Genomic DNA, 22367 nt, shown 5'->3' with positions numbered 1-22367 from the left:
TGCTCCTATAGTTCGATGTCGATGAGTTGCTCACCGGCGGACGCAGTACCGGAGGTACGCGGCGAAACCTTTGTGAGCTTCTTGGAATTGGTGACGATCAGCATGGTCGTCGCTTGGTATCCGGCCTGGCGGATTACGTCGAGGTCTGCAGTGCCGATGACCTGCCCGGCGGTGACTACCGCGCCCTTATCGACGCCGATGTTAAACCCCTCTCCGCGCAATTGCACTGTGTCGATCCCGAGGTGGACCAGCACTTCCACCCCATTATTCCCCTTGATTCCATAAGCATGCCCGGACTTTGGTGCGGCGAGCACCGTGCCAGTGATCGGTGCAATCACGTTAATCACGCCGCCACCTGTCGGTTCGATTGCCGCGCCCTCCCCCATCGCGCCCGAGGCGAACACCTTGTCAGGGACTTGATCGAGTGGAATCAGCCTGCCGTCGATAGGCGCGGAAATGGTGTTAGTAGTCGGCGCTACGTGCGTTTCGACAGCCGTCGCTGCCATCTCATGCTGCCGCTCCGCGGACGGAGTCAATACCCACGATCCGATGAATGCGATCAGGATTGCGACTCCGGAGCCAAGGAGCTGCGCGTTAAACGAGCCATAATGCATCGCAGCCGGTAGCGCCATGAGCGAGGGGAAGACGAAGGAGTTCATTGCATTACCGCCCATTGCGATAATCGCGCCACCCACGGCACCGCCGAGGCAGCCAGCGTAGAACGGGAGCTTCAGTGGCAGGTTGACACCGTAGACGATAGGTTCCGTAACACCAGCGAGGAAGCCGGAGATGACGCCGGCACCGGCCACCTTCTTGCGGTTTTGGTTCTTGGTACGCAGGAACACGGCTAGTGCGGCGGCTGCTTGTGCGAGGACCGGTGCCATAAGCGCCCCCAGCATGAAGCTATGCCCGTCGATGGCCAGCTCATTCAAGAAGACTGGGACGAAGGCCCAGTGCAGTCCGAAGATCACCAAGACTTGCCAGAACGCACCCATCACTGCGCCGCCGAGCCAAGGCGCGTGGACGAAGAGGTAGTTGATACCGTCTGCAATCGTTTGAGATGCCCACACGGTGGCAGGGCCAATGGTCAGCAACACCACGGGAACCATGACCGCCACGACGATGAGCGGGGTGAGGAAGTTACGCAGTGCTCCCGGGAGCAGTCGTTCCAGCCCACGTTGGAGGAACCCTGCGAGCCACACCGCAAAAATCGGGGCGATAACGGAGGACGTGTAGGAAGCCGCGGACACTGGGATTCCGAACAGCTGGACGTCGCTGCGTTCCGAAAAGGCAACGATCGCCGGGTAGACCAGCGGCGCGACTGTAGCCATCGCAATATAGGTGTTGACCTTGAATTTCCGTGCGGCCGTATCGGCGATGAAGATCGGCAGGAAGTAGAAGAAGGCATCAAAACATGCGTTGAACACCAGGTAGGTGTCGGAGTCAGCTGCTAACCAGCCGAAGTTGGTGGCTAGCCCGAGGAAGGCCTTTCCCAGGCCGAGCCCTGCCAGGCACCACACCAAAGGTGTGAACAGCGCAGAGATCAAATCCATGAAGGCGTTCAGTGGGTTCTTGGACTTCGGGCCGGAATCCGCGGCCGGGGTTGCTGAGCTGTCCTTGGTAGCCTTGGCCGCCATCCCGGGTAATGTCGCTAGCGCCTGGTAAGCCAAGGGAACGTCGTTACCGATCACCACTTGGTGCTGCCCACCGGCTTTGACAAGGGAGAGCACCCCGGAGATATCTGATACAGCGGATTCATCGACGCGGCGTGGGTCGGCCACCTTAAACCGCAATCGGGTGGCACAGTGCGTGAACGTGCGAACGTTGTCTGGACCGCCGATCGCGTCCAGCACACTCTGCGCCAGTGGAGCAAAATCCTGCTTTGTGACCATGGCAATCTTTCCTTTCCGATGGACCCTGCCGAAAAGGCTGTGGGAAAAGAAAAGACCCGAGACCGCATGGTCTCGGGCATAAGCCGATGAGCGTCTCAGGTCTTGCCCCTCACTTTTCGAGGGTTACACTCCCTAGCCTCCCCTATCAGGGAAGTTGACTTCCTTAGCTTCTCATATTTCGCGGCAATTCCGGATCGAAATGATCGAAATCACACCGCAAGCTAGTACAGACGCTTCTTGCGCTTGTTTTCTAGCTCGTACTTCGCCAATCCGACCATTGCTTCGGCGAGGTCCTTGATCTGCTCGCCACGGTGCGCGATGCCCCACTTGGTTACCTCTAGCAAGGAATCCTTGACAAAGGAACCATCGAGCTTGGATTCGCCGATCTCGCGCTCGGTGAACGTAATGGGGACCTCTACGACATCCCAGCCGTCCGTGACCGCGCGGCGAGCCACGTCTACCTGGAAGATGTAACCGGCTGCGGAGAGTTCATCGAAGTCGAGGGATTCGAGCAATTCGCGTCGGAAAGCGCGGTATCCGGCGGTCATATCGGACAGCCCGGTGCCTAGCGCTAGGCCGATGTAGGTGTTGCCGCCCTTGGACAGCAGCCAACGCTTCTTCGGCCAGTTAACCACTTTGCCGCCTGGGATATAGCGGGAGCCGATGACAAGGTCTGCGCCTGCGTCGATCTTCTCCAGGAGCAGGTGGAGCTGCTCTGGAGCATGGGAGCCGTCCGCATCCATTTCGCACAGGACCTGGTAGCCCTGCTCGAGGCCCCACTTGAAGCCGGCGAGGTAGGCGCCGAGTAGGCCGGTCTTCTCGGTGCGGTGCAACACCTTGATGTGGTTGTCCTCGGCGGCGAGCTTGTCTGCGGCCTCGCCGGTGCCGTCCGGGGAGTTATCGTCCACAATGAGGATGTCTACCTCGGGCGTTGCCTTGCGCACACGCCCAGTGATGAGCGGCAGATTCTCCAGCTCATTAAAGGTAGGAATGATGACCAGTGTTAGGTCGCTTGGCTTACTCATCAGTGGTTTTCTCCCAAGTTGGTAATTGATTCTCAACGCGGTTAACAGTCTACCCGGCTCTCCGGCTGCGCAGGAAAGCAAGGAGGGCGCACACTGCCCCGAAGGAGGCTAGTGCCAGCTCCAGATAGGTCCCGTAACGCACCGCTAGTGTCTTCGTATCTCGCAGTGGCAGCGTGTCCTGCAAGACTGCGGGCTGGAAGATCTTCGTCTGGGAGATGATCGAACCGTCCGGCCGGATCAGCGCGGAGGAGCCAGATGTCGCCGCGATGACCACGGCGCGATCGGTCTCGATGGCGCGCAGTCGACTCATCGCCATCTGCTGGTAGGTCATGTCCGTAAAACCAAAAGTCGCGTTGTTAGTCGGCGTGGTTAGGATCTGCGCGCCATTATCGACGGCCGTCCGCGCCGCCGCATCGAAGGCAACCTCGTAACAGGTGGCGATGCCCACCTTGACATCCCCCATGGTCACCACGCCATTGCCGGTGCCCGGCTGGAAGTTGCCCGCTTGGTCCACAAACTCGGAGAACTTCCGGAAAAAGTCCCGGTACGGCATGTATTCGCCGAACGGCTGCAGGAACTTCTTGTGGTGGTACTCCCCTGTCGATCCGTCCGGATTGAACACGACCATCGTGTTGCGAGGCCCGACCTGGTCGACAGTGATGGTGCCCACGAGCGTGGGGGCTCCCACCTTGACCACGGCGCCTTCGATGAGCGCCCGCGCCTGCGGGTCGGCGAAAGGATTGACGTCCGAGGAGTTCTCCGGCCAGATCACCAAGTCAACAGGTTCCTTGACCTCGCCCGTCTCTCGTGCGTGATTAGCGAGCACCGCGCGCCGCTGCGTATTAAAGTCCAACCCCATTCGTGGCACGTTGCCCTGGATCGCGGCGACCTTCACGTCGCCAACATCGTGTCCGCCAGCAGGGATGAGCAGGCCCGACAGGATGATGCCGAGGGCAAGTACTCCTTGGATTGGTCGTCGACTAGCCAGCAAGGCGGCGGCGAGGACGGCCACGAAGGTGACCAACGCGGGACCGCCTATCGACGCCCAGTGCGCCAGCGGCCCCTCGATCTGTCCCCATGCCAGGCGACCCCAGGCGAAGCCCCCGAAGGGCCAGTTGCTGCGAACGTATTCGGCGGCGACGAACCAGAGAGCGAGACCCGGCCCGCCCCAGCGACGCCAGCGAGCGATCGGGATGGCTAGGGCGCCAAAGACGATGAAATAAAGCGACTCCGTGACCGCGAGCGCCACCCACGGCAACGTGCCCACGAACTCGCCCACCCAGGGCAGTAACGGCAGGTAGAGCGCTAGCCCATAGACAAGCCCAAGGAGGGCGCCGGTGCGCTTGCGGGGTTCGTGATCCCCCCACGGGGCGAGAGATACACACAACAGGGCGAGGCCGAGGATTCCTGCCCACCACCAGCCGAGAGGCTCGAAGGAGGCATAACCCAAGTAGCCCCCGCCGGCGGCGAGGGCAAGACGAATCAGGAGCTTCACTTAAAGTCCTCGGGGTCGAGATTGTCGGACCACTGCTGGATCTCGTCTTCGTCGATAACCGACTTGTTAGGGTCCTTGAAGCTACCGTAACTCGCCTCCTGACGGTAGCGATTGGTGGCCTCGAAGCCGCGCATGCCCAAGTTCTCCACCTTGACGCGCAGCTTCTTGGCGAGCATGCCCCGGAACAAGGCCCGGGTCGGAGGCAGGATCAGCAACAGGCCGAGCACGAAGGTGACGAATCCCGGCAGGGCCACGCCAATGGCTCCGGCGGCGATGAGACCGTAATCTCCCGCGATCCTTCCCGCACTGACCTGGCCTTGGTTCCGGAGTGCACTCCGGCCGATGCGTTGCATCTCGAAGGCGGCGAGGACCAGCCCGCCGAAGAAGCAGACGAACAACGCCACCAGCGCCCAACCGACGCCGATAAGTTTGGAAACGCCCCAGAAGGCGAGCGCCTCGATGATGAAGTATGGGATGGCAATGAGCAATGGCACGATGACTACCCTACCTTTTGAAAATTCCTTACCGCATAATATCTGGACTACACAGGCTGGCTGTGGCGTTAGACACAAGAGGACCAGCCCCTGATGCGTCGCGTAGCCATGCTGGAGAACTAACGTCTTTCGCAGGAAGCCTGTTTAGGGAATAGAAGGTGCTGACTTGGCCCTCCGCCGGCCTGACTCTTCGCAGTTATCGCGAGCATTCCCACACGTCCTCTGCTGAGAGACCTGATGGCCGTCTTCCCTGCTGACACGGTAAACGAGCTGATCCACCTCCGTTGCCAATGACTCCATGGAAAGAATGGTGACGATTGTGCCCGCCAGTCGTTTGGAGGAATTCCACCGTAATGCTCATTTCGGTCTGGATCTCGCTGAGCCAAGCTGCCTCCGATGGTCTGATGCCCAACTCTCCTCATACGTATGACAGCCTGGCTACTCGGCAAACCTCAGAGCCGCAATTTGTTGTTAAAAACGGAGACAATGTCGTTAGGGGGAATCTACACTGGTGGGGCACACTATTTGTTAACTGAATGGAATCTCATGTTAGGGAAAAAGTAGTGGCTTCTGTTGCGGCTAGTTTCCTCATTTTCACCGGCACTGCCGTAGCACAGCCTGATTCTGAGGTTGAGGAAACCAATAAGTGGTACGCGGAAGTCCTGGCTGATGAGTCTGTCGCGGATGGAGTTGACACTGACAGTGCAGTGTCCCTTGAACAAGCTCAGGTTGAGGCTCAGGCCACTGAGGTTTCTGAGGATCTAACGATGTCTGCATTGGGGCTTGTGGGTGACAATGAAGTGCAGAGCATTTCAGACGGTGAGATGCAAGCTTTGGCGGTGCGAAACTGTCAGACTTTCCTCCCGCTTAATCATCAGGTTTGTGGTGCGATCTTGGCGAAGTATCTATCGATGGGTGGTCCGACGAGTTGGTTGTTGTGGCCGACGAGCGGTGAGCTTGGGAATCCGGATGGTGTGGGTGCTCGTTCGCAGTTTCACAATGGTTTGATCTATTGGCATCCCAATCATGGGGCGTGGTCGGTGCAGCCGTTGATGATGGAGATTTGGGGCCGTACCGGATATGAGCGTGGGGTTCTTGGTTACCCAGTGACGGATAGTTTTGCTGGTGTTGATCGTGTTGGTCAGAAGCAGTTGTTTGCCGGTGGGGGCGCGTATTGGAAGTTGGGGCGAGGCGCTGCCGTGTACGGGAAGATTAACGAGAAGTATGTTTCGATGGGGGCGGAGAACTCGTGGCTTGGATATCCGGTTGCGGAAGAAGTGGGCCTGCCTGATGGTGTGGGGCGGATGTCTCGGTTTGAGCATGGTTGGATCTATTGGCATCCGCAGCATGGTGCGCATCCGGTCGGGATGGACATGTTTGGTCAGTGGGAAGCGCAGGGGTATGAACGTGGCGCTTGGGGTTATCCAACGTCCGATCCAGTGATGGATGCTGATGGCGCATATGAGTATCAGCAGTTCCAAGGTGGGCAGAAGATCGGTCTCACACCACCGCTTTGGATAATCGCTCAGTATACGAACCGAAACGTTATCTCTGAAACAGTGGCTCGATCCAGGGAATATTCGAAGATGGCGAATTTGAGTGTTCGTGCTGCAATCAATGAATCAGCAAAAGAAGTCATTGGGCAAGATGCTCAAACACAGATTCAAGGTATCGCAAGCAGGAACGGTGGAATTAGGTCCGAAGTTATTGATCCGAATTGGATTCAACCACATGGAGTAGTTAAAGAAGCAGTAATAGTAAGCGAAAACCAGCATCGAAAAGGCGACGTGTATTACAACTGGGCTGGAGAACACAGCGAAAACCGCATGGTGCAGACCGATCCTTCTGGGGTACATGTCAACTATGGGCATGTCGGTATGTTTACGGATTCGACTCATATCGTCGAGGCGGTAGGAGTGGGTTCAGTTACCACTAAGTTCGCTAAGGATAATACGCCTTATCGATTTAAAGTGAGAAGATTTCACACCGGAACATCTATCGGTGATTTGCATATTGAATCTGCCACCGCCTACGCAGAAAAAGCTGCTGCTCGACAGGCGCCGTATGATCTGAATCCGGTTTTTAACAAACTTCCTGGGGCCGATGAATCTCTTAACTGTTCGGAACTGGTTTGGCGTGCGTACAGGAGCCTCGGTGGATGGGTTGACTTAGATTCTGACGGTGGTCCTGGTGTGTGGCCACGTGATGTTCGCAACAGTGATCATCTGGTGGAATACAAATGAAATACAAGGCAGTAGCTGCGCTATTCCTGTGTCTAATACTCGGATCGTGCAGCCGTGTTGTTCAGCCTCAAGCATCGACTTGGTCGGGGCCTCCCCTGAACATAATTTCGGGTTCATCTGGAGGTGATTCCGGGCTCTTCCGTGTCAGCAAAGACGTGACTCTCATTGATCAATTTAAGCAAGAGGGAGATTTTGATGCTATTGCCACGGTAGGAGGCGTTACCTGGTTCGGATCGGGCGAACTAAGAGCGTTGACTGGCGAAACTGTCAAGTCTGTTGACTGGGAGGGAGTAAATCTGCGTCCAGTTTCACGTACAGAGGAGTACGCCTACCTCGTCTCTTCAATGCAAGGTGGATCTGTCGGATGGACTACTCACGTCGCAAGGATTGATGTGAATGGGAATTCACAAAAGACGAGCGTGTTGGGTGATATCGCAAACATTGTTCGGTGTGGAGATGCGGAGTATATCCTCGCCCAGACTGATTCAAGTGACGGTCAATCGGCAGCTAATTTTATTGCGCCGTTGCAATCTGATGGTTTGTCCGACCAGATTACGCCAATAGAGCTGCCGAAAGAATCAGAATTCCGTGGAAAGATTGGTGTCGGCAAATGTATTCAATTACCAGATGGAAAGTGGACGATTGTCCAATTGTTCCAGCGTGAATCTGACAATCGATACGTTCTCGCCTCAATTGACCCAGATTCCGGTTTTGTGGGAAAACTAGTGGAATTGAGTTTTGATCCCGAGATGGAAGTCTCACCTATCAACGCCTCGGGATTTCCACAGTGGATTAATGAAGACAAGGTCACATGGGCTGATTCCAATGGCATCAAAATGCTGAATGTCGGAAGCAACGAGTTGACTTCATTGTGGAGCCGCCCAGGGGCCAACAACGTCGAGTCTTTCGATTATGTCTTTGCGTATGACACCATTGGCGAAGAAGTAATTTTTGCGCAACAGTCTCTTTCTGGCGGAGTCGAGTTCAAGAGTTTCAACCTGAATAGTCGCTCGCTGGAGAACTTTGGCCCAGTGGATTTGGGCAGTGGATTCTCAGACGTATTGGCCTTTGAAGTCGTCGATGACAACTGATCAAGTGGGCGCAGCTTTTCGTAACGACTTCTTCGTAAAATCAAGGTGGCCCTTATTGAAAATAAGTGACCACCAGGGAGTTACGAAGAAGTCGCCACGAAAACCTACCGCTCCTCCAAATTCCCTTCCATCTCCAAGAAGGTGGACCGCAGCGTATCCAAGTCCTCCGCGGATGGCTCGGCCCACATTCCCCTATCCGCGGCCTCCAAAAGACGCTCGGAGATGTCCCGCAGCGCCCATGGGTTGGACTGCTCGAAGAATGAGCGCATCGTCTCGTTTCGCACGTATTCTTCGGTCAGTGTGGAGTACATCCAGTCGTCCATGAGACCTGTGGTGGCGTCGTAGCCAAACAGGTAGTCCACGGTCGCACTCATCTCGAAGGCGCCCTTGTACCCGTGATTCCGCATAGCTTCCAGCCAGCGCGGATTGACTACGCGAGCACGGAACACTCGGCGTGATTCCTCGTGCAGGGTGCGGGTCTTCACGGTCTCTTGGCGGGTGGAGTCTCCGATGTAGGCCTCCGGATCCTTGCCGGTGAGCGCGCGTACCGTGGCCACCATGCCGCCGTGGAACTGGAAGTAGTCATCGGAGTCGGCGATGTCGTGTTCCTGGGAATCTACGTTCTTCGCGGCCACGGAGATGCGTCCGTAGGCCTCGCGCATCTCATCCTTGGCCTCGATGCCGTCGACACCGCGACCGTAAGCGTAGCCACCCCAGGTGGTGTAGACCTCGGCTAAGTCTTTGTCGTCACGCCAGTTGCCGGATTCGATGAGCTGCAGCAGTCCCGCGCCGTAAGTACCCGGCTTGGAACCGAAGATGCGGCGGATCGGCTTACCCTCCACCGCATGCGCCCGGACGAAATTCTCGGAAGAAGGCTCGTCCAAGTCCGCGACCAGTTGGACGGCGTCGTCAAGCAGGGCGACGACGTGTGGGAAGGCGTCGCGGAAGAAACCGGAGATGCGCACCGTGACGTCGATGCGCGGACGACCGAGTTCCTCCAAGGGGATTACCTGCAGGTCTACCACGCGGCGCGAAGCCTCGTCCCAGATCGGGCGCACGCCGAGCAGCGCGAAGACCTCGGCGATGTCGTCGCCGGAAGTACGCATCGCGGAGGTACCCCACACGGACAGGCCTACGGACTTCGGGTGCTCGCCGTGCTCGGCAAGGTAGCGATCGATCAGCGAATCGGCGAGCAGTTGGCCGGTCTCCCAGGCCAGGCGAGACGGGATGGACTTCGGGTCTACCGAGTAGAAGTTGCGCCCAGTGGGCAGCACGTTCACTAGGCCGCGCATCGGGCTGCCGGATGGTCCGGCCTCAATGAATTCGCCGCTCAATGCCCGCAGGATCTGCGTGATTTCCCGTGGCGTCGCCTCCAGGCGCGGCACCATCTCCGTGCAGGCAAACCGCAGGATGTCCTTGACCTGCTCGGGTGCGTCAAGCTTATCGACGGCCCCAGCATCCCAACCCTGACCCGACAGAGTTACGAGGAGGGCTTTGGCTTGAGCCTCCACCGCGTCGACACGCGTGCGGGTCTCATCGCCCTGCTCGGAGAGTCCGAAGGCTTCGCGCAGCCCCGCGACGGACTGTTCTCCTCCCCACAGTTGGCGGGCGCGCAGCATGGCGAGGACGAGGTCGATGAGCATTTCTTCTTCGATCGGTTGGCCCAGGATGTGCAGGCCACCGCGGATCGCGACGTCCTTGATCTCACAGAGCCAGCCGTCGATGTGCATGAGCATGTCATCGAAGACTTCTTCATCTGGGCGTTCCTCCCAGCCGAGGTCCTGGTCCATCTTGGCTGCCGTCAGAAGGGTCCAGATCTCCTGGCGGATCGCCGGGAGCTTGGAGGGATCCATCGCGGAGATGTTTTGGTGCTCGTCCAGCAGTTGCTCCAGGCGCGTGATATCGCCGTAGGACTCGGCGCGGGACATCGGCGGGATCATGTGGTCTACCAGCACGGCGTGGGCGCGGCGCTTGGCCTGGGTGCCCTCGCCGGGGTCATTGACCAGGAATGGGTAGATCAGTGGGATGTCGGCGATGGCTTGGTCGGTGTAGCACTCAGCGGACATACCGACGGTCTTGCCCGGCAGCCATTCCATGTTGCCGTGCTTGCCCATGTGGACGATCGCGTCGGCACCGAAGACAGAGCGCAGCCAGTAGTAGGTGCCCAGGTAGTGGTGGTTCGCCGGCAGATCAGGGTCGTGGTAGATGCCAACCGGGTTCTCGCCGAAGCCACGTGGCGGCTGCACCATGACGACCACGTTGCCGAACTGCAGGCCCGCGATGTAGATCTCCTGCGTGCTTGGGTTCACGTAGTGCGTGCCCGGAGCTGCGCCCCAGTGCTCTGTCATCTCTGCCTGGGTAGCCTCCGGCAGTGTGGCGAAGTATTCCCGATACTTGGCGGCGGACAGCTTCAGCGGGTTGTTGGCCAGCACTTCCTCGGTCAGCCACTCTGGGTCATGACCGCCCGCCGCAATGATGGCGTGCATGAAAGCATCGCCGTCCATGTCGTTGTAGCCGGGGATCTGGGCGGTGTCCCCGAGGTCATAGCCCGCCTCCTCCATCGCGCGCAGCACGCGCAGCGTCGATGCTGGGGTATCCAGGCCGACAGCGTTGCCGATGCGGGCGTGCTTGGTCGGGTACGCCGACAGCATGACGGCGATCTTCTTGTGGGAATTGTCTAGGTAACGCAGACGGGCATGCTTCACAGCGATTCCCGCAAGGCGTGCGCAACGCTCTGCATCCGGGACATAGGCGATGAGACCATCGGCGTCGTATTCCTTGAAGGAGAAGGGCACAGTGATGATGCGGCCGTCGAATTCTGGCACTGCCACCTGTGTGGCTACATCGAGTGGGGTCATGCCGTCATCGTTCTCGTCCCACTGCTGCCGCGGTGTTGTCAGCGCGAGGCCCTGAATGATCGGGATGTTCAGGGCAGCCAGTTCCGCGACGTCCCAGGCCTCGTCATCGCCACCGGCCTGTGCGGTCGCCGGTTTGGTTCCGCCTGCTGCCAGGACAGTCGTGATCGCGGCGTCGGTCTTGGCGAGCTCAGCGAGTAGCTCCGGGGAGGCCTGGCGTAGCGACGCCGTGAAGATCGGCAGCGCAGTCGCGCCCTGCTCCTCGATCGCGCGGCTAAGAGCCTTGATGTATTCGGTGTTTCCTGCGAGGTGCTGGGCGCGGTAATACAAGACGGCGATTTTCGGGCCGCTTTTGGACTCCCCGGTTGCCCAGGTGCCGCGTTCCAAGAATCCCCACAGCGGCATGTGCTCCGGCTCGTCGAAACCGAATCCGGTGAGCAGAATCGTGTCCGAGAGGAAGCGGTAGAGATGCTCCAGGTTCTTGGCGGAGCCCTCGGCGAGGTAGGTGTGGGCGGTCGTCGTTACGCCCGCGGGGACGGTGGATAGCTCGGTCAGCTCGGCGTCGACGGCCAATTCGCCCGAGACGACCACGGTGGGAATACCAGTCTTCAGGACGGCTTCCAAGCCAGCCTCCCAGGCGCGCTTGCCGCCCAGCAACCTGACGACGGCAATGGATGCATCGCCCAGCCATTCTGCTACATGGTCGGCCTTCAGTGACATCGGGTTGGCGTATTTGAACTGGACGTTCTCGGCCTCGTTGGCAGCCTTGGCGGAGAGCAGGTCAGTATCCGAAGTGGACAGCAGGGCAATCACGTTTGGTTCGTCCTTAGAAATGCAGTGGTCAGGGTTACGCGCCCATTCGCTGCGTCACACAAAAGACGGGGTTGCAGGTCTGACTGTGACAGTGGCGCGACCGCCCGGACTTGCACCGGATTCCGCGAGACCCCTCATGTGACACTGGCATGATTGTGGCGTACCTGACATGGTACGTGACCAGGTGTCAAAGGCGGTCGAAAGGGCGCGCTGCTAGGGAGCTATTTTGTAGCGTCTGTGCCGTAGTTCTCTGTCAGCTCCGGTTAGTGGTGAGCCGCTAAAAGGCAATGTAGATAGCATGATTTCGCTTGCGGCTTTCAACGTGTCGTTGTTGATAGTTCGCGCAGCCGCGATCGCCTGAACGGAAGTATCTTTCCTATTTGGGGTCCTGGCGCGGAACTAACTGTGCATAACTGTACAATTCGGAATTTTCCTTCCGAATTCGTGCGATGAGCCTTACACACTCGTTGTGGATCTCTTAAGCTCAAATTCATGGCCTTGTTCAACCGTGTACCTCGTGCCCAATCCCCCGTCCTCCACACTTTGATTGCAGACCATTGCATCCTGACTCTAGAAGCTCAGGAAACACTCGGCGATTGCGCTGGTGACGAAGATTGGGCTGTAGATATTTCCACCGGCACGATCGCGTTCGGCGAGTCCAGCTTTCCTGTGCAGGTGCTGGGCACGCTCGAAGGCTCAGTGTGGCAGTGGGCCTGGCACGATCGGGGCTTTGCCGAGCGCCTGGATCACCCAGCTATCAGCGGAATCACCGAGCTGCAAGGTCGCGCACAGGAACTGCAGATCCCTGAATTCGCGGAACCATCCATCAAGATCGATGAGCTGAATGACCTTGGTCTGCTGCCTGGTGCTGGGCTGGCATCCGTGGCTGCGCAGTTGATCGGATTCAATGCCTTCTTCGGCGGAGACATTGGCCAAGCCACGATGTTCTTCGCCGTGGATATTCCACTAGATGAACCCAGGATGGAAGATCTCAACCGCTACACCCAACAGGCATTCCACAACACGGACAACATTGAGGACGCACTTCGACTGTGGGCTGCCAAGCGTAACTCGCGCGTTTTGGAAATTGACGGGGGAATCAAAGTCACTCTGCCAGATGACACCTTCTGCGAGTTTTTCCTCAACTAGCGCAGTCGCTCCAGTAACCACTCCATCTGCTGCGGCACCGACAGGTAGTACGGCAGAAAATGATTGAGTGAAGTGCGCCCAGGCAGCGGTACAAACCGAGATTCCGTATAGGAGACTTCCCCACCCTGCGCACGCCAGCGGTCCCGCAAGGTGCGGACTTGCCCGACCGGAATAACGTCGTCATGGCGGGAGCCCCACAGGCGCACCGGAATCTTTGGGGATGTGTGGCCGAGCTCTTGACGTCGTAAAGCAGCCGCGACTGCGGGTAGTTCCGCGACGACTTCGGCGAAAGAACGGCCATCTACGGTCCAATTGCGAGTGTGCTCATAGCCGCTGGCGAAAACGGTGCCGCCCGCGCAGGTGGTGATGTTGGCCAGGATCTGCGCCCGCCCGTGCTCGTTGAACAGCGGCCACAGCTGCTCCCACAGCTCGGGAGTCTCCACCATGAGGCCGGCCACCGAGTACGCCAGCGTGCCGACGACCAGAGAGCCATCCACGTGGCGCATCACCTCCTCAAGCGTCGAGGGCGGAGCTCCCACCACGGCGGCCTTAACCTCCAGTGCAGGGTTCTCCACGCACCACCCGACTGCGCCGCCACCCTGGGAAAACCCCCACAGTCCGATGGGCTGATCCTCGTGGATGCCCAGGCTGCGGGAGGCTTTGAGGGCATCGTAAAGGGCGTGGCCTGCGGCGATGTGATCAATATAGTACTGGATCGCAGCATCCGGATCGCGCGGATAATCGATGAACACCACATCGCAGCCCCGATGGAGGAACGCGAGCATCACCGGCAACTCATATGCTGCGATGACGTCCCGAGGCTTCTTGTTAAACACCTTGAATCCGATCGCGGAGCTATGCGATGGGTCGCAATGCTGCGCCACGCCCTGAGTTGAAGGCGCAAAACCAATGACCGGCCGTTTCCCCTGGGGCCATGGACTAGTCGAGCGAATCACAGCTCCAGTCGCGGTGAGCTGCCGACCATGGGAATCAGTGGTGACGTACTCGAAACGCTTGGAGCTGCGCGGATTCTTACCCGCTCCGAGAAAACGCAGCGCACCCACCTCGGTGACGGTTCCCGGTTCCATCCCGAACACGCGATCCGACCCGCCGAAATGCGGAACCTTCACGTTATCGATGATCGTGCGATGCACGGGCTGGCGACGCAGCAGGAAACGGATGAAGTCCCTTCTTAGCGGCGCAGATACCTGTGCGAGTAGAGCGGCATCGGAAAGCTGATAGCCGCGCAACTTTTCAGGGCGCCGGGAAGACATGTCTCCCAGAATACTGCGCTGGGTCGGCATTGTCGGATCATGGAAGTCGGATCTCGGGGTGGTATCAGCACAATTGGCGATAGTTCGCGGCGATCGCAACCGAAATCCGACTTCCATGATCCGACTTTCGTGGAATTGTTAAGACTTGTGAGTTAGCTCCGCGCAATACTGGCTGGTGAAAAGTGTCAACGGCTCAACAGTTAAAGGCAGTTCGGAAAGTTGCCCTTCCCTTTATCATGCAACTGCATGATAATAGATGGAGAGAGGAAGGAAGCAACTAATGCCGAAACTGGTTGACCATGAGGAAAGACGCCGTACGCTGGCAAAAGCCATCGTTGACATTGCTGGAGAAAAGGGATTAAAAGGGGCGACCCTTCGGGCCGTCGCAAAGCAAGCAGGGCTCTCAATGGGCACCGTGCAGCACTACTTCACCGACCGGGAAGCCATGCTCGACTTTGTCTTGGAATTTGTCCAGCAGCAGCGCGGCGAGAAGATTCGCTGCGCGATTGAGCAACTCGAGAATCCACAACCAAAGTCAATGCTGTGGGCGATGGTTAAAGAAATCCTCTTTGCGGATGAAACGAACTTGACCTTCCAAAAGGTACACATGATGTTTGTGTCGCGGGCGTTCGGACATCAACCCACAGCTGCCAAGCTAGGTGAAGGTAGAGCAACCGTTGTGCAGCTCTTTGAACAGCTCTTAGGCGACAGTGGAGCCAAGAATCCGAAGGAAGCAGCGGAAACGCTGTGGTCCCTGCTCGAATCGCTTCCCACCGACATCATTCTTGGACAGCACACCTATGACAGTGCAGTGAACACCACCAAGGCAGTCTTGGCAGCATTTGGAATCACCGATGTCGACGACTGAGTCAACTAAGACCCGTATTCACGGTTTGGACGCAGTCCGTGCTGCAGCATTGTTGCTTGGCATCGTTTTGCATGGTCTCATGCCCTACACCGCTCAGATCCCCTGGCTTGTCGATGACTCTCAGCGCGCGGAATGGCCCTTGGTGGTGATTTCTGCGATCCACTTCTTCCGCATGACACTCTTTCTGGTACTTGCCGGATATTTCGGTCGACTAGTCCGCTCAAGGCGAGGTACTCGGTCTTACCTGCGGGATCGACTGATCCGCATCGTGCTTCCACTCTTTGTGTTCTGGCCGTTTGCCGTCTTGCCACTCGGTTTGTTGGCAGCTTGGCACGCGAGCCGTGTCGGCAAAGAGTTGGTGCGTCCCGATGTTGCTGGACACGGCGGAGTTCTTGGCGCATTCGACCTGGGACACTTGTGGTTCCTCTGGGTGCTTGCTCAATGCATCGTGCTCGCCCTTTTGCTGCGCTGGGCAGCTACCAAACTGATGCCAGAACCTTCCGCCACTGTGCGAAAATTCCTCATGCGGTGCCTAAGTTCCCCACTGGGTGTGTTGCTGGCGGCAATTCCTTATGCGATTACGACGAATATCCAGCAAGAGGCTTCCGGCCTTATCGCACCTACCACTTTGATGCCTGACCCGGTTGCGCTGGTGGCCTATTTGGGTGCGTTTGGGGTGGGTTGGGTTCTCTCCTCCGATGATTCCGCACTCCGACGGATTGGCAATCACGCATGGTTCCACAGTGCTTTTGCTGTGGTGGCTACCGCTCTGACATTGGTTACCACTGGTGCCATTTCTATCGGCATCGATGCACCTCAACCAGTGTGGTCAACCCTGCAAGCATTGGCCGGATGGTCATGCTGCTACGCGCTGTTGGGACTGTCGGTGCTTTACCTGAACGTGTACCGACCGTGGGTACGCTACCTTGCCGATGCGTCCTACTGGATGTACCTGATGCATCTTGTCCTGTTGACGTTTTTTGAAGTCCTTATCGCTAATCTGGCTTGGCCGATCATGGTGAAAGCTAGCCTGAACTTCGTCGTAACCTCGGCTCTGCTTTTGTTCACTTACCACGTGTTCGTGCGCTCTACCTGGCTAGGTAGTTGGCTGAATGGCCGTAAAAGTAGCCCTAGCTCGAAGGCCTAAAATAGTGGGCATGACTTTCCCTCTTCATGCCTCCACCGAGAAAGTAGCCTGTGACCTTGGTTTGGGCGACCGCTCGCGTGTCGACGGCTGTCCCGGCGCGCTCAGCTTTCACCACGCCGCCGATGGTGCAATTGGTCGCGTTCGCTTCCCCGGTGGTGTGATGTCTGCTACCCAGTTCGCTCAGTTTGCTCAGCTTGCAGCGGACTTCGGCGATGGCGACATTCACCTCACCACCCGCGGCAACGTCCAGGTCCGCGGGATCTCCGACACCGACGGCTTCTCGACGTCCGTCTTGTCCGCAGAGTTCGTGCCCAGCATCCCGCACGACAAGATCCGCAACATCATCGCCACTCCCCTCGCCGATATGGAAGAGCTTGTCGCAGCATTGGACGCCGCGCTGCTTGCGGAAGCAGAACTCTCCGGTTTGTCCGGTCGCACCCTGTTCGGAATTGACGCCGGCAACGGAGCCATCCTGGCTCAGCAACCCGACTTCGGCATAATCTACCGGGACGGTGCAGCTCACCTCATCCTCGGTGGTAAGGCCACCACGCAGGTGTGTGAAAATCCTGCCGCCGAGATCGCAGCACACGCATTGCGATGGCAGCGCGAGCGCGGCGAAGCTTGGCGGGTGGCAGAAAAGCCCGAGTTCTGTGAGCTAGGCACCGTGGATGTAGAGGTCCAAGAACCGACCCACATTGGCTGGTTCGACCGTGAAGACGGCACAGTGTCCCTGGGTGCAGGCTTGCCTCTCGGAGTGTTGCCGCGCAAGGTGGCTGAGCTGCTGTGCGCCGTCGAGAAGCGAGTGCAAGTCACCCCATGGCACAGCGTCCTCGTGCATGACCTAGACGAAGGCGAAGCTGAGGCGGTGGTAAAGGTGCTTGCCCCAATGGGGCTGATTTTTGATGCGCACTCCCCTCGGCTGCTCGTCACTGCTTGCACTGGCCTGCCGGGGTGTACGAAGTCCCGATCCGATGTGCGCAGGGACGCGCTGCAGTTGATGTCGCAGGGTGTGTCCGAACGCACGCACTTTTCGGGTTGTGAGCGCCGCTGCGGACATCCGCGAGTGGACTACACAGACTACTTGGCGCTCGGCGAAGGTGAATATGAGGTCGCTGGCAGCTGCTGAGCGCTCTGGCCGAATTTCTCACTCTGAATGCGCCAGGCGGAAATGACCGCAAGGGGTGAGAAATTCCGCAGCACGACTGACTAGTCTAGAAACATGCACAGCTACATCACCGACGGTAATGAAATTTACCGCCAGTCCTTTGCCATGATCCGCGAGGAATCCGACTTCTCCGCTTTCGATGACCTGCAAGCTCAAGTCGCGGTCCGGATGATCCATGCAGCTGGTCAAACAGATCTGGCGGAGGACATCGAGTTCTCTGCCGGGCTCGTTCCTGCAGCTCGCACCGCCCTAGAGAACGGCAAGCCGATCATCACCGATGTGAACATGGTGGCGTCGGGAATCACTCGCCGACGACTTCCCGCGGACAACGAAGTACTGTGCTTCTTGAAGGATGAGCGCGTGCCAGCTCTTGCCGAGCAACTGAGCACCACCCGTTCCGCCGCAGCCGTTGAGTTGTGGGAGCCAGTCTTAGAGGGTGCCGTGGTGGCCATCGGTAATGCGCCGACCGCCTTGGTGCACCTCATGACATGGCTAGCCGAAGACGAAACTAGGCCTCGCCCTGCCGCTGTTCTCGGAATCCCCGTCGGCTTCGTCGGCGCTGCTGAATCGAAGGCCGATCTCTCCAATGTCGCGCACGACCTGGGCATCGAATTCCTCACCGTCCACGGTCGACGCGGTGGCTCCGCCATCACCTGCGCCGCGATCAATGCGCTGGCTACCCATCAGGAGATCCTGCCATGAACAAGCTGTACGGCATCGGCGTCGGCCCCGGCGACCCCGAGCTGTTGACTATCAAGGCAGTCAAAGCCATCCAGGAGGCCGACGTCATCGCCTATCATGCCGCGCCGGGCAAATCCTCCACTGCGGCGAAGATCGCGCGGGAATACTTCCGCGACGGTCAGCACCAGGAGCTGCTGGAATACCCCGTCACCACGGGCAGTACCAATCACCCGGGTGGCTACGCCGGTGCGCTGGCTGACTTCTACTCAGAGGCCACTTTCCGCCTCGCCGCGCACCTGTCGGCCGGCAAGACCGTAGCCGTGCTCTCCCTCGGCGATCCGATGCTGTACTCGTCTTACCAACACCTCCACCGAGCGCTGCTGGAGCACGCGGATGAGGCCGAGATCATCCCGGGCATCCCGTCCATCACCGCGGCCGCGGACGTGCTCGGCATGCCACTGGCGGAGGACGAGGAGGTCCTCACCGTCCTGCCCGGCACCCTGCCGGAGCAAGAGTTGATCCGCCGCTTATCGACGACCGATACCGCCGTCATCATGAAACTCGGCCGTACCTTCGACAAGGTACGTTCTGCTCTCATTGCTACTGGCCTGGCTGATCGCGCGTATGTGGTGATCCGTGCGACGATGTCCGAACAAAAGGTAGTTCCTGTCCTCGAAGCCACTGAGGTTCCCTATTTTGCGTGCATTGTGGTGCCTTCGCGCGTCGTGGCTCCTGCTCCAGCATCCCGCGGCGAGGTTGTCGTCGTGGGACTTGGCCCAGGCGCTGATCGCTGGACCACCCCGGAAGTTGCTGCCGAACTGGCGCAGGCCACCGACATCGTTGGCTATTCCACCTATGTAAGCCGCGTCCCCGAACGTAAGGGGCAGAACCGACACTTGTCCGACAACAAAGTCGAGGCCGAGCGCGCCGCGATGGCGCTGGATATGGCGAAGCGTGGCGCCCGCGTGGCTGTCGTATCTTCGGGTGACCCAGGAGTGTTCGCGATGGCCGCAGCTGTGCTCGAGACTGCGGATGATGACCTGTGGCGCGATATCCCGGTTCGCATCGTCCCCGGTATGACGGCAGCGCAGGCTGTCGCTTCCCGAGTCGGAGCGCCACTGGGACACGACTTCGGCATGATTTCGCTCTCGGATCGATTGAAGCCGTGGCCTGTCATCGAGAAGCGCATTCGTGCGCTCGCTGGTGCAGACATGGCATTCGCGGTGTACAACCCGGCATCTAAGACGCGCCGGGAACAAGTGGCGCTGCTCCGAGACATTGTGATGGAGTATCAGGCTCCAGAGACCCCGGTGATCGTAGCTCGGGCAGTCGGATCGGTGCAGGAAAACGTTGTTGTGACCACTCTGCGCGATTTCGATCCAGAGATCGTCGATATGCGCACCATGGTGATTATTGGTGCTTCGACGACTCAGGTCTACGACGGCGTGGATGGCACGCGGGTGTTTACCTCGCGGCGGTACGAAAGCTAGTTGCGGAGCAGGGACTCAACCTTGGGAATTCCCTGCTCTTTGAGGTGTGCAAGGTCGTAAGCCGCTTGCATATCGAGCCACAGCTTGGCGTTCCCGATGCCGGCGACTTCAAACCGCAGTGCGAGCTGGGGCGACATCGCAGCATGACCGTGTAAAACACGGCTCAGTGCCACGCGCGATACACCGAGACGACGACTGGCCTCGGCAATGCTGATCTCCAACTCACTGAGGACATCTTCCAGAATCACCTCACCCGGATGTACGGGACTATACATATTCATCTTTCACCTGCTAGTGGTAGTCCAGATAGTCGACAAGTTCTACGTCAGTACCGACGAATCGGAATACGACTCGCCAATTCCCTGACACCTTCAGTGACCAAAAACCTGACCGGTTTCCCGCAAGGGCGTGAGTGCGGTAGCTGGGAATCGAAAGAAGTGGATCGATGGATTCTGTCACGTCTAGCACGGAAAGAATGCGGGAGAGTTTTCTGGCGTGTTCGGCTTGTATTCCCTTCCTGGAACCTGTTCTAAAAAAGCACTCCAGTCCGCGATGTTTGAAACTCACGATCACATTTCCAGTGTATCGCGTTGCGATACACTGTGTCAACGAGATCTGAGGCTCTTGTGTGGGTTATCAATGTGGAATAGTTTCTAACCTCGTGGACGTAGAGGTCGGTGCCAAAAGGTAACTAGTTAAATAAATGGAGACATTATGCGCGAGTAAGCACTCACTTTCAGGGGTATCCTACTTCTGGCCAATCGCATACAAACCACGCTCGACCGGGCACTCCCCGATCTCACCCTCAAACAGTGGTTGTGCCTGGTGATCATCGCCGCCGAAGGCAGAGTGGATTCGATGGCGGAGGTCGTCGATAAGCTCGGCGCCTCGCACCAAAATGCCGCCAAGCTTGTGCGCGCGGTCGCGGCGAAGCGTTTCGTCGTAGTAGCGCAACGTCTTGATTGCCAGGCCCGTGCTATATGAAAACTCTCCGATGGAGAACATAATTTCCTTCCCATGCTTTGAATGTGGAAACTCCGTTACCGGCGAATACCGGCTAACTTCAGGATGAGCCATCCAGCTACTGGAGAGTCAAGAAGCATGCGAAATTTCACCTGCCAGCCCGAGGCTAACAACCCGGTTGGACGCAAAAACAGGCGAAAGGAAGAACGATTACTAGGAGCTACACTTCCCGCAGCGCATGCAGCGCCTCAAGCGGGGTATGTACCAGGTAAGCGCGGGAACCAGCCGGCAATGGTGGCCGCTGCACCATAATCACCGGGATGCCTAAAGCACGCGCCGCCTCCAATTTCGCAGCGGTCATCTCACCACCGGAGTTTTTGGTGACCACGCAGTCGATCTGGTTTCCCATCATCAGTTCCTTCTCGCCCGCCAGGTCAAAGGGGCCTCGCGAAAGGATCAGACGGTGCCGGGCTGGCAGTGGTGCGGCAGGCTTCTCGACGCACCGGATCACATACAGGTTGTGCTTGTCAGTAGCAAAGGGCGCTAGCTGTTGGCGTCCCACGGTGAGGAAAATGTGGTGGTAGTCCTGCGCCGCTAAGGAGGCTGCCTCCGACATCGATTCCACTGCGATCCAATGATCTCGCGGCCCTGGTTCCCACGCCTTACGGTGCAGGCAGATTAGCGGAACGCCAGTGGCTCGGGAGGCTTCGGCTGCGGACGTCGATATGCGCTCGGCGAAGGGGTGGGTGGCGTCGATGATGACCTCGATGCCGTTTTCGAAGATCCAACGCGCCATGCCAGCGGGGCCACCGAAACCGCCGATGCGGACTTCCCCAACGGGAAGATGCGGGTTAGAAACGCGACCAGCTAGCGAGGAAGTGACCCACCAGCCCTGCCCCATCATGAGGCGGGCGAGCTCGCGGGCCTCGCCGGTGCCGCCGAGGATTAATGCACGCATGGGATGGTCCTGCCGTGCTCGTCGCGGGGGCGATCGTCGGAATAGAGGAAGGAATCTGGGAAACCCTCGGCTCCTAGGACGCGACCGACAATGATCATCGCAGTACGCGAGATGCCAGCGTCCTTGACCTGCGTCGCGATGGTGCTCAAAGTGCCGCGCACGATCTGCTCCTCGGGGCGGGAGGCGAAGGCCACCACAGCCACCGGGCACTCAGCGCCATAGTTGGGAAGCAACTCGGCGACTACGCGGTCAATGTCGTGCGCCGCAAGGTGGATGCACAGGGTTGCTTTGGATGCCCCTAGCGTCGCCAGTTCCTCCCCTTGCGGCATCGCGGAGGCGCGGCCACCTACCCGGGTGAGGATGACGCTCTGCCCGACGGTGGGCACAGTCAGTTCGTGTCCGAGTGCCGCGGCGGCTGCGGCGAAGGATGGCACGCCGGGAACGATCTCATAGTCGATACCAAGAGCTGTTAGCCGACGAGCCTGCTCCGCCAATGCCGAATACACAGCTGGGTCGCCCGACTGCAGGCGCGCGACATGCTTGCCTTCCGCGTGAGCGCGTTCAATGACGGCGGTGATCTCATCCAGAGGCATGCGTGCGGTGTTGATCAGCTCGGCGTCTTCCGGAGCGTTTGCCAATACCTCGGGCGGGACGATACTGCCCGCGTACAAGCACACTGGGCAGGTCCGAATCAGCCTGTCGGCCCTTAAGGTCAGCAGATCTGCCGCGCCCGGACCGGCGCCAATGAAGTAAACCGTCATGGA

Annotated in this window: 19 protein-coding genes; 8 read left to right on the top strand and 11 right to left on the bottom strand. The window is 58.6% G+C overall.

From position 1 onward, the window contains the following. Positions 1 to 5 precede the first annotated feature (5 nt). The 4 genes from WG915_RS01610 to WG915_RS01595 all read right to left on the bottom strand — a co-directional run bounded on the left by WG915_RS01610 (position 6) and on the right by WG915_RS01595 (position 4906). Entirely contained in the window at positions 6 to 1892 is a 1887-nt protein-coding gene (locus tag WG915_RS01610; RefSeq protein WP_339563610.1) for a beta-glucoside-specific PTS transporter subunit IIABC, read from the bottom strand. 221 nt (positions 1893 to 2113) lie between these two features. Then, a complete protein-coding gene (locus tag WG915_RS01605; RefSeq protein WP_339563609.1) occupies positions 2114 to 2917 on the bottom strand; it encodes a polyprenol monophosphomannose synthase in 804 nt (267 codons plus the stop codon). A gap of 49 nt (positions 2918 to 2966) precedes the next feature. Beyond that, on the bottom strand, positions 2967 to 4412 hold the full coding sequence (lnt, locus tag WG915_RS01600) for an apolipoprotein N-acyltransferase (protein ID WP_339563608.1): 1446 nt from the start codon (positions 4410 to 4412) through the stop codon (positions 2967 to 2969). After that, entirely contained in the window at positions 4409 to 4906 is a 498-nt protein-coding gene (locus WG915_RS01595) for an FxsA family protein (RefSeq protein WP_339563607.1), read from the bottom strand. Before WG915_RS01595 ends, lnt begins: the two co-directional genes overlap by 4 nt. A 563-nt stretch (positions 4907 to 5469) precedes the next feature. On the opposite strand from WG915_RS01595, the gene WG915_RS01590 reads away from it, so the two are divergent. After that, positions 5470 to 7149: a hypothetical protein gene (locus tag WG915_RS01590; RefSeq protein WP_339563606.1), complete on the top strand. Its 1680-nt coding sequence runs from the start codon at positions 5470 to 5472 to the stop codon at positions 7147 to 7149. 155 nt (positions 7150 to 7304) lie between these two features. Then, positions 7305 to 8240, top strand: coding sequence for a hypothetical protein (locus tag WG915_RS01585; RefSeq protein WP_339563605.1), 936 nt, complete (start codon positions 7305 to 7307; stop codon positions 8238 to 8240). A 104-nt stretch (positions 8241 to 8344) separates the two neighbouring features. Here WG915_RS01585 and cobN read toward each other — a convergent pair whose 3' ends face one another. Then, positions 8345 to 11908 (bottom strand): cobaltochelatase subunit CobN, encoded by a 3564-nt coding sequence (gene cobN, locus WG915_RS01580; protein ID WP_339563604.1) that lies wholly within the window; start codon positions 11906 to 11908, stop codon positions 8345 to 8347. 492 nt (positions 11909 to 12400) lie between these two features. Between cobN and WG915_RS01575 the strand changes: the two genes are divergently transcribed. Beyond that, positions 12401 to 13057: a DUF6882 domain-containing protein gene (locus WG915_RS01575; protein ID WP_339563603.1), complete on the top strand. Its 657-nt coding sequence runs from the start codon at positions 12401 to 12403 to the stop codon at positions 13055 to 13057. On the opposite strand, the gene WG915_RS01570 is transcribed toward WG915_RS01575, so the two are convergent. Continuing rightward, positions 13054 to 14331, bottom strand: a complete 1278-nt coding sequence (locus WG915_RS01570) for a lipase family protein (protein WP_339563602.1) — start codon at positions 14329 to 14331, stop codon at positions 13054 to 13056. The genes WG915_RS01575 and WG915_RS01570 overlap by 4 nt on opposite strands. 280 nt (positions 14332 to 14611) lie before the next feature. On the opposite strand from WG915_RS01570, the gene WG915_RS01565 reads away from it, so the two are divergent. From WG915_RS01565 to cobJ, 5 genes are all read left to right on the top strand, one after another. Further along, entirely contained in the window at positions 14612 to 15199 is a 588-nt protein-coding gene (locus WG915_RS01565; protein WP_339563601.1) for a TetR/AcrR family transcriptional regulator, read from the top strand. Next, positions 15186 to 16346 carry an acyltransferase family protein gene (locus WG915_RS01560; protein WP_339563600.1) on the top strand — a complete coding sequence of 387 codons (1161 nt, stop codon included), beginning with the start codon at positions 15186 to 15188 and terminating at the stop codon, positions 16344 to 16346. The genes WG915_RS01565 and WG915_RS01560 overlap by 14 nt, the downstream gene beginning before the upstream one ends. A 10-nt stretch (positions 16347 to 16356) precedes the next feature. Further along, a complete protein-coding gene (locus tag WG915_RS01555) occupies positions 16357 to 17472 on the top strand; it encodes a precorrin-3B synthase (protein ID WP_339563599.1) in 1116 nt (371 codons plus the stop codon). A 93-nt stretch (positions 17473 to 17565) separates the two neighbouring features. Then, positions 17566 to 18213: a precorrin-8X methylmutase gene (locus WG915_RS01550; RefSeq protein ID WP_339563598.1), complete on the top strand. Its 648-nt coding sequence runs from the start codon at positions 17566 to 17568 to the stop codon at positions 18211 to 18213. Next, positions 18210 to 19682: a precorrin-3B C(17)-methyltransferase gene (cobJ, locus tag WG915_RS01545; RefSeq protein ID WP_339563597.1), complete on the top strand. Its 1473-nt coding sequence runs from the start codon at positions 18210 to 18212 to the stop codon at positions 19680 to 19682. Before WG915_RS01550 ends, cobJ begins: the two co-directional genes overlap by 4 nt. On the opposite strand, the gene WG915_RS01540 is transcribed toward cobJ, so the two are convergent. The 5 genes from WG915_RS01540 to cobM form a co-directional block, all read right to left on the bottom strand. Beyond that, the gene (locus WG915_RS01540; RefSeq protein WP_339563596.1) at positions 19679 to 19957 is read right to left on the bottom strand and encodes a HigA family addiction module antitoxin; all 279 of its coding nucleotides are present in this window, start codon (positions 19955 to 19957) and stop codon (positions 19679 to 19681) included. The two genes, cobJ and WG915_RS01540, sit on opposite strands and share 4 nt — an antisense overlap. Before the next feature lie 16 nt (positions 19958 to 19973). Further along, the gene (locus WG915_RS11575) at positions 19974 to 20249 is read right to left on the bottom strand and encodes a type II toxin-antitoxin system RelE/ParE family toxin (protein WP_445227761.1); all 276 of its coding nucleotides are present in this window, start codon (positions 20247 to 20249) and stop codon (positions 19974 to 19976) included. Between the two features lie 180 nt (positions 20250 to 20429). Further along, the gene (locus tag WG915_RS01535; RefSeq protein WP_339563595.1) at positions 20430 to 20687 is read right to left on the bottom strand and encodes a hypothetical protein; all 258 of its coding nucleotides are present in this window, start codon (positions 20685 to 20687) and stop codon (positions 20430 to 20432) included. A gap of 178 nt (positions 20688 to 20865) precedes the next feature. Beyond that, positions 20866 to 21603 (bottom strand): cobalt-precorrin-6A reductase, encoded by a 738-nt coding sequence (locus tag WG915_RS01530; RefSeq protein WP_339563594.1) that lies wholly within the window; start codon positions 21601 to 21603, stop codon positions 20866 to 20868. Then, complete coding sequence (cobM, locus tag WG915_RS01525; protein WP_339563593.1) at positions 21591 to 22364, bottom strand: precorrin-4 C(11)-methyltransferase; 774 nt, start codon at positions 22362 to 22364, stop codon at positions 21591 to 21593. Before cobM ends, WG915_RS01530 begins: the two co-directional genes overlap by 13 nt. Positions 22365 to 22367: the final 3 nt, after the last annotated feature.

Origin of the sequence: Corynebacterium sp. H128 (genome assembly GCF_037482625.1) — a bacterium.
Lineage (GTDB): Bacteria > Actinomycetota > Actinomycetes > Mycobacteriales > Mycobacteriaceae > Corynebacterium.
This window is presented reverse-complemented; position numbering and strand designations above follow the sequence as displayed.